The sequence below is a fragment of the Streptomyces sp. WAC05292 genome, assembly GCF_003949955.1.
Lineage (GTDB): Bacteria > Actinomycetota > Actinomycetes > Streptomycetales > Streptomycetaceae > Streptomyces > Streptomyces globosus.
This window is the reverse complement of sequence record NZ_RPSE01000315.1, coordinates 1-7,625: the sequence shown is the minus strand read 5'-3', so window position 1 is coordinate 7,625 and position 7,625 is coordinate 1. Positions and strand designations below refer to the sequence as shown.

Below are 7,625 nucleotides of genomic sequence, written 5' to 3'. Positions count from 1 at the left end.
GCAGTGCGGGGGGTCGGCGGGATGCTGCTGGCCCCGGTGTCGGCGCGGGCGTGGCGGGAGTTCGCGTACGTGCTGCTGTCGCTGCCGGCGGCGACCGTCTACTTCTCCCTCGCGATCACCGGGCTGAGCCTGGCCGCCGGTCTGCTGGTGACCTTCGTGGGCATCCCGGTGCTGGCCGGGGTGCTGCTGATGTGCCGCGGGTTCGGGTGGCTGGAGCGGGCCCGGGCGCGAGTCATGCTGGGGGCCGAGGTCGCCGACCCGGAGCCCCTGCCGGCGGTCCGGCCGGGCGCGAAGGCCGCCGGCGGGCGCGGTGTGCTCGGCGCGATGGCCGCGCTGCTGAAGAGCGGGAGCGCCTGGCGGCACACCGTGTACGCGGTGGTGTGGTTCCCCTGGGCGGTGTTCGCGTTCTGCACCGCCCTGACGCTGTGGACGACCGCGTGGTCGCTGCTGCTGTACCCCCTGTGGTTCTGGGTGTTCCCGGTGTTCACGGACCAGCCCGGCCTCCGGCTGTTCCAGAACGGCGAGGACACCTTCGACCTCGATGCGCCGGCGGAGGTCGCGCTGGCCGGCCTGGCAGGCCTGGTGCTGGTGCTGGCCGCCCCGTGGGTCGTACGGGCCCTGGCCGGCGTGGACCTGCTGCTCGTCCGCGGGCTGCTCGGGCCGTCCCTCCTCGCGCACCGCGTCTCGGAGCTGGAGTCGGACCGGGGCGTGGTCGTGGACACGGCGGCCGCGGACCTGCGGCGCATCGAGCGGGAGCTGCACGACGGGGCGCAGGCCCGGCTCGCGGCGCTGGCGATGGGGCTGGGCCTGGCGAAGGAGAAGGCGGCCGAGGACCCGGAGGCCGCCGCCCGCCTGGTGGACGAGGCCCATGGCGAGGTGAAGCTCGCGCTGAAGGAGCTGCGGGACCTGGCGCGCGGCATCCACCCGGCGGTCCTCACCGACCGCGGCCTGGACGCCGCCCTCTCCTCGGTCGCCTCGCGCTGCACGGTGCCCGTCGCGGTCGCCGTCGACCTGCCCGAACGGCCCGCCCCCGCCATCGAGGGCATCGCCTACTTCACCGTCTGCGAGCTCCTGCAGAACATCAGCGACCATGCGCGCGCCACCGCCGCCCACGTGGACGTCTGGAAGTCGGGGCCGCGGCTGCTGGTCCGCGTCGCCGACGACGGGCGCGGCGGGGCCCGCCCGGGCTCCGGCGGCACGGGGCTCGCGGGGCTCGCCGAGCGGCTGGGCGCGGTGGACGGCGTGCTCGTCGTCGACTCGCCCGGCGGCGGCCCGACCACCGTCACCGCAGAGCTGCCCTGGCGGTCCCGCTGACCGGTCGGCCGCCGTCCGCGGCGGCGCCGCCCGGACGCCGCCCACCCCGCCGGAGCCCGTGGTTCCGCTGACTGCCCCTCCCGAACGCGCCCCGTGTGCGCCCCCGTACGCGCCCCCGGCCTGGAATGCTTGGCCGCGTCGGCACAACGGACGAGTGGACGCGGGAGCTGCGGAATCGTGGAAGACAGGGTGCGGGTGGTCATCGCCGAGGACTCGGTGCTGTTGCGGGAGGGGCTGACGCGGCTGCTGACCGACCGGGGGCACGACGTCGTCGCGGGCGTCGGGGACGCGGAAGCCCTGATCAAGACGGTGGACGAGCTGGGGGCCGAGGGCGCGCTGCCCGACGTGGTCGTGGCCGACGTGCGGATGCCCCCGACGCACACGGACGAGGGCGTCCGGGCGGCCGTACGGCTGCGCCGCAGCCACCCCGGGGTCGGGGTGCTCGTGCTGTCGCAGTACGTGGAGGAGCAGTACGCCACCGAGCTCCTGGCCGGCTCCAGCACCGGCGTGGGCTACCTCCTCAAGGACCGGGTGGCCGACGTCCGCGAGTTCCTGGACGCGGTGGTCCGCGTCGCCCGCGGCGGCACCGCGCTCGACCCGGAGGTCGTCGCCCAGCTGCTGGGGCGCAGCCGCAAGCAGGACGTGCTGGCGGGGCTGACCCCGCGCGAGCGGGAGGTGCTGGGGCTGATGGCGGAGGGCCGGACGAACTCGGCGGTGGCCAAGCAGCTCGTGGTCAGCGACGGCGCCGTCGAGAAGCACGTCGGCAACATCTTCATGAAGCTCGGCCTGTCGCCGAGCGAGGGCGACCACCGGCGTGTCCTGGCGGTCCTGGCCTACCTGCGCTCCTGACCCTCCCGGCCCTCCTCACCGCCGCTCCGGGCCCGGGCGCCGGCCGGGGATTCACACCTTTTCCTGAACGCCGCCGAAAAATTCGGAATGGGTGAATCCCCGGGATTGCCGCGGAATCTCGCGGAATTCTGACCGGAGGCCGTCTTGTGCGGCGGTCCGGAGTATGAACGTCCCCGATATGGGCAGGCCCGGCGTCGTAGGGTGGGCCTTGGAGCGGCAACGCCACGCCTCGAAGGAGGTCCAGTTCAGTGACCAGTCAGGTCAGTAGCCCAGCCGAGCAGGCCGACGGGGCCGGCGGCGCCGAGCCGGCAGTCGTCGGCGAGCAGAGGACGCCCCCCGGCCCGGGCGGCGGCGGGAAGGAAGTGCGCCGCCTCGACCGGGTGATCATCCGCTTCGCGGGTGACTCGGGGGACGGCATGCAGCTCACCGGCGACCGGTTCACCTCGGAGACGGCGGCCTTCGGGAACGACCTCTCCACCCTGCCGAACTTCCCGGCCGAGATCCGGGCCCCCGCCGGCACGCTGCCCGGCGTCTCCTCGTTCCAGTTGCATTTCGCGGACCACGACATCCTCACACCGGGCGATGCCCCGAACGTGCTGGTGGCGATGAATCCGGCCGCGCTGAAGGCGAACATCGCCGATGTTCCGCGCGGCGCGGAGATCATCATCAATACCGATGAATTCACCAAGCGCCCGATGGCGAAGGTCGGCTACGAGACCTCCCCGCTGGAAGACGGCTCGCTGGGCGCGTACAACATCCACCCCGTGCCGCTGACGACCCTCACGGTCGAGGCGCTGAAGGACTTCGGGCTCTCCCGCAAGGAGGCCGAGCGCAGCAAGAACATGTTCGCGCTGGGCCTGCTGAGCTGGATGTACCACCGGCCGACCGAGGGCACGGAGGACTTCCTGCGCCGGAAGTTCGCCAAGAAGCCCGACATCGCCGAGGCGAACGTCGCGGCGTTCCGCGCGGGCTGGAACTTCGGCGAGACGACCGAGGACTTCGCGGTCTCCTACGAGGTGGCCCCGGCCACCCGCGCGTTCCCGACCGGCACCTACCGCAACATCTCCGGGAACCTCGCCCTGTCGTACGGGCTGGTCGCCGCGAGCCGGCAGGCCGGCCTGCCGCTCTACCTCGGCTCGTACCCGATCACCCCGGCCTCGGACATCCTGCACGAGCTGAGCCGGCACAAGAACTTCGGCGTGCGGACCTTCCAGGCCGAGGACGAGATCGCCGGCATCGGCGCCGCCCTCGGCGCCGCTTTCGGCGGCGCGCTCGGCGTCACCACCACCTCCGGGCCGGGCGTGGCGCTGAAGTCGGAGACGATCGGCCTGGCGGTCTCCCTGGAGCTGCCGCTGCTGATCGTGGACATCCAGCGCGGCGGCCCGTCCACGGGCCTGCCCACCAAGACCGAGCAGGCGGACCTGCTGCAGGCCATGTACGGGCGCAACGGCGAGGCGCCGGTGCCGATCGTGGCCCCGCGCACCCCGGCGGACTGCTTCGCCGCCGCCCTGGACGCGGCCCGCATCGCGCTGACCTACCGGACGCCGGTGTTCCTGCTGTCCGACGGCTACCTCGCCAACGGCTCCGAGCCCTGGCGGATCCCCGACCAGGAGGAGCTGCCCGATCTGCGGACCGCCTTCGCCGACGGGCCGAACCACACCCTCCGGGACGGCACCGAGGTCTTCTGGCCGTACAAGCGGGACCCCGAAACGCTGGCCCGCCCGTGGGCCGTCCCGGGTACGCCGGGCCTGGAGCACCGCATCGGCGGCATCGAGAAGCAGGACGGCTCGGGGAACATCTCCTACGACCCCGCCAACCACGACCTGATGGTCCGCACCCGCCAGGCCAAGGTCGACGGCATCGAGGTCCCCGACCTGGAGGTCGACGACCCGGACGGCGCCCGGACCCTGGTCATCGGCTGGGGCTCCACGTACGGCCCCATCACGGCCGCCGTCCGGCGGCTGCGCTACGCCGGCCTGCCGGTCGCCCAGGCCCACCTGCGCCACCTCAACCCCTTCCCGCGCAACCTCGGGGAGGTGCTGCGGAGCTACGACACGGTCGTGGTGCCGGAGATGAACCTCGGGCAGCTCGCGACCCTGCTGCGGGCCCGCTACCTGGTCGACGCCCGCTCGTACACGCAGGTCAACGGCATGCCGTTCAAGGCGGAGCAGCTCGCGAAGGTACTGGAGGAGGCCATCAATGACTGAGGCGACCGACACGGCGAGCCTGCTCTCGCTGGTCCCGAGGGCCGAGGCCCGCCAGTCCATGAAGGACTTCAAGTCCGACCAGGAGGTCCGCTGGTGCCCCGGCTGCGGCGACTACGCCGTGCTCGCCGCGGTGCAGGGCTTCATGCCGGAGCTCGGGCTGGCACGGGAGAACATCGTCTTCGTCTCCGGCATCGGCTGCTCCTCGCGTTTCCCGTACTACATGAACACGTACGGGATGCACTCCATCCACGGCCGCGCCCCCGCCATCGCGACGGGGCTGGCCACCTCGCGGCGCGACCTGTCGGTGTGGGTCGTCACCGGTGACGGCGACGCGCTGTCCATCGGCGGCAACCACCTGATCCACGCCCTGCGGCGGAACGTCAACCTCAAGATCCTGCTGTTCAACAACCGGATCTACGGGCTGACCAAGGGGCAGTACTCCCCCACCTCCGAACTCGGGAAGATCACCAAGTCGACCCCGATGGGCTCGCTCGACGCGCCCTTCAACCCGGTGTCGCTGGCGCTGGGCGCGGAGGCGTCGTTCGTGGCGCGCACCGTCGACTCCGACCGCAAGCACCTCACCGAGGTGCTGCGGGCGGCCGCGGACCACCCGGGCACGGCGCTGGTGGAGATCTACCAGAACTGCAACATCTTCAACGACGGCGCGTTCGACGCCCTGAAGGACAAGGACCGGGCCGAGGAGGCCGTGATCCGCCTGGAGCACGGCCGGCCGATCCGCTTCGGGGCGGGAGGCGGCAAGGGCGTCGTGCGCGATCCGGCGACCGGGGACCTGGAGGTCGTCGAGGTCACCGCGGAGAACGAGGCGCGCGTCCTGGTCCACGACGCCCGGGCGGCAAGCCCCACCACGGCGTTCGCCCTGTCCCGGCTGGCCGACCCCGACACCCTGCACCGTACGCCGATCGGCGTCTTCCGCAGCGTGGAGCGGCCCGTGTACGACACGCTCATGGCCGAGCAGCTGGAGACGGCCGCCGAGGCGAAGGGCGAGGGCGACCTCGCCGCGCTGCTCGCCGGCAACGACACCTGGACCGTCGTCGGCTGAACCGGCCGGCGCACCGTTCCCCGGCCCGGGGCTCCGCCAGGAGCTCCGGGCCTCGTCGTGTGCGGTGTGCGGGCGCACCCCCTTCACTTTCAAAAAGTTAGCGCTTTCTGTAGGGTGGTGTGCGTGAGCCGGGGAGACGCCCCGCGCCCCACCGCAAGGGAGCACCCGCCATGAGCATCGTCGTCACCGGAGCCACCGGAGCCCTCGGCCGCCTCGTCGTCGAGGAGCTGCTGCGCCGGGTCCCCGCGGCCGAGGTGGCCGCCGTCGTCCGGGACCGGGCGAAGGCCGCCGACCTCGCCGAACGCGGGGTGGAGATCCGCATCGCCGACTATGACTCGCCCGAGAGCCTGGCCGGCGCCTTCCGCCGGGGCGACCGCGTCCTGCTGGTCTCCGGCAACGAGGTGGGCCGCCGCATCCCGCAGCACACCGCCGTGATCGCCGCGGCCAAGGCCGCCGGCGTGTCCCTCCTCGCCTACACCGGCATCCTCGGCGGCCCGGAGGCCGACTTCGAGCTGGCGGCCGAGCACAAGGCGACCGAGCAGGCGATCCTCGACTCCGGCCTGCCCCACACCTTCCTGCGCAACGGCTGGTACCACGAGAACTACACGGGCCACCTGGCCGGCGTCCTGGAGCACGGCGCCGTCGTCGGCAGCGCGGGCGGCGGGCGCATCGCCTCCGCGGCGCGCGCCGACTACGCCGCCGCGGCGGCGGCCGTCCTGACCGGCGAGGGCCACGAGAACAAGGTGTACGAGCTCTCCGGCGACACCGCCTGGAGCCTCGCCGAGTACGCGGCCGAGGTCGCCGCGCAGTCCGGCCGCGAGGTCGCCTACACCGAGGTGCCGGCCGACGCCCACCTGTCGATCCTGACCGGCGCAGGCGTGCCCGAGGACTTCGCGGCGCTCCTCGTCGACGTGGACGCGGCGATCTCCCGCGGCCGCCTCGCCCACACCGGCGGCGACCTGGCCCGACTGATCGGCCGGCCCGCCACGCCGATCTCCGCCGCGATCTCCGCCGCCCTGGCGGGCTGACCCGCCGCCCGCCCTCCGCACGCCCCGCCGCCGGGCGGAATCCGTGAGTCCGCCCGGCGCCGACCGCACAAGGTCCGGAATCTGTCATGAGTATCTCGCCTTTACGGGCATGACATCCGCCCTCCGCGGCGTTAAGTTCGTCGTGAGGTTGGCCGGAATGTGACGGGAGGCCTTCGTGAAGGCGGAGAACGAGCAGCGCACGGGTCTGCTCTACGGATTCGGCGCGTACGGGATGTGGGGCCTGGTGCCCCTGTTCTGGCCGCTCCTCAAGCCCGCCGGGGCGGTCGAGATCCTGGCCCACCGCATGGTGTGGTCGCTGGCCGTCGTCGGCGTCCTGCTGCTGGCCCTGCGCCGCTGGGGATGGATACGCGAGCTCGCCCGGCAGCCCCGCAAGCTCGGCCTGACCGCGCTCGCCGCCTCGGTGATCTCCGTGAACTGGGGCCTGTACATCTGGGCGGTCAACAACGGCGCGGTCGTCGAGTCCAGCCTCGGCTACTTCATCAACCCGCTCGTCACCATCGCCATCGGCGTCCTCCTGCTCGGCGAGCGGCTGCGCCGCGCCCAGTGGGCGGCGGTCGGGATCGGCTTCGCCGCGGTGGTGGTGCTCGCGGTCGGGTACGGGCGCCCGCCGTGGATCTCGCTGGTCCTCGCCTTCTCCTTCGCCGCGTACGGGCTGATCAAGAAGAAGCTCAACATGGGCGGCGTCGAGTCGCTGGCCGCCGAGACCGCCCTGCTCTTCCCGCCCGCCCTCGCCTACCTCGTCTGGCTCGGCCTGCAGGGACAGGCCGCCTTCGGCTCCGAGGGCCTCGCGCACTCGGCGCTCCTGGCCTCGACCGGACTCGTGACCGCGGTGCCACTGGTGTTCTTCGGGGCGGCCGCGATCCGCGTCCCGCTGTCCACGCTCGGGCTGCTCCAATACCTCGCGCCCGTCTTCCAGTTCGCCCTCGGCGTCCTCTACTTCCACGAGGCGATGCCCACGGAGCGCTGGATCGGCTTCTCCCTCGTCTGGGCCGCACTCGCCGTGCTGACCTGGGACGCCCTCCGCACCGCCCGCGCCTCGCGGGCCCGCCTGGCCTCCGCCGGCGCGGCGGCAAGACGCCTGGAGACGGACAGGCTCATGTGGGGGCTCCGGGGATTCCGTTGGGGATTGAACGGAACGTGCGGGGA

The 7,625-nt window shown here is 72.9% G+C and carries 6 protein-coding genes; all 6 read left to right on the top strand.

What is annotated here, in order from left to right; all coding sequences use genetic code 11:
- The first annotated feature begins 21 nt into the window (after positions 1-21).
- Entirely contained in the window at positions 22-1,314 is a 1,293-nt protein-coding gene (locus EF903_RS25125; RefSeq protein ID WP_125546831.1) for a sensor histidine kinase, read from the top strand.
- Positions 1,315-1,503: 189 nt separating this feature from the next.
- Positions 1,504-2,163, top strand: a complete 660-nt coding sequence (locus EF903_RS25120; protein ID WP_312845960.1) for a response regulator transcription factor — start codon at positions 1,504-1,506, stop codon at positions 2,161-2,163.
- A 248-nt stretch (positions 2,164-2,411) separates the two neighbouring features.
- Entirely contained in the window at positions 2,412-4,370 is a 1,959-nt protein-coding gene (locus EF903_RS25115) for a 2-oxoacid:acceptor oxidoreductase subunit alpha (RefSeq protein WP_125546827.1), read from the top strand.
- Positions 4,363-5,430 (top strand): 2-oxoacid:ferredoxin oxidoreductase subunit beta, encoded by a 1,068-nt coding sequence (locus tag EF903_RS25110; RefSeq protein ID WP_125546825.1) that lies wholly within the window; start codon positions 4,363-4,365, stop codon positions 5,428-5,430. The genes EF903_RS25115 and EF903_RS25110 overlap by 8 nt, the downstream gene beginning before the upstream one ends.
- A 170-nt stretch (positions 5,431-5,600) precedes the next feature.
- On the top strand, positions 5,601-6,458 hold the full coding sequence (locus tag EF903_RS25105; protein WP_125546823.1) for an NAD(P)H-binding protein: 858 nt from the start codon (positions 5,601-5,603) through the stop codon (positions 6,456-6,458).
- 175 nt (positions 6,459-6,633) lie between these two features.
- On the top strand, positions 6,634-7,625 hold a 992-nt coding region (rarD, locus tag EF903_RS25100; protein WP_125546821.1), incomplete at its 3' end, for an EamA family transporter RarD.

Excerpts from the sequence above, each read along its gene's own strand:
- EF903_RS25105 (WP_125546823.1), top strand. The coding sequence starts at position 5,601 with ATGAGCATCGTCGTCACCGGAGCCACCGGAGCCCTCGGCCGCCTCGTC.
- EF903_RS25125 (WP_125546831.1), top strand. The coding sequence starts at position 22 with ATGCTGCTGGCCCCGGTGTCGGCGCGGGCGTGGCGGGAGTTCGCGTAC.
- EF903_RS25110 (WP_125546825.1), top strand. The coding sequence starts at position 4,363 with ATGACTGAGGCGACCGACACGGCGAGCCTGCTCTCGCTGGTCCCGAGG.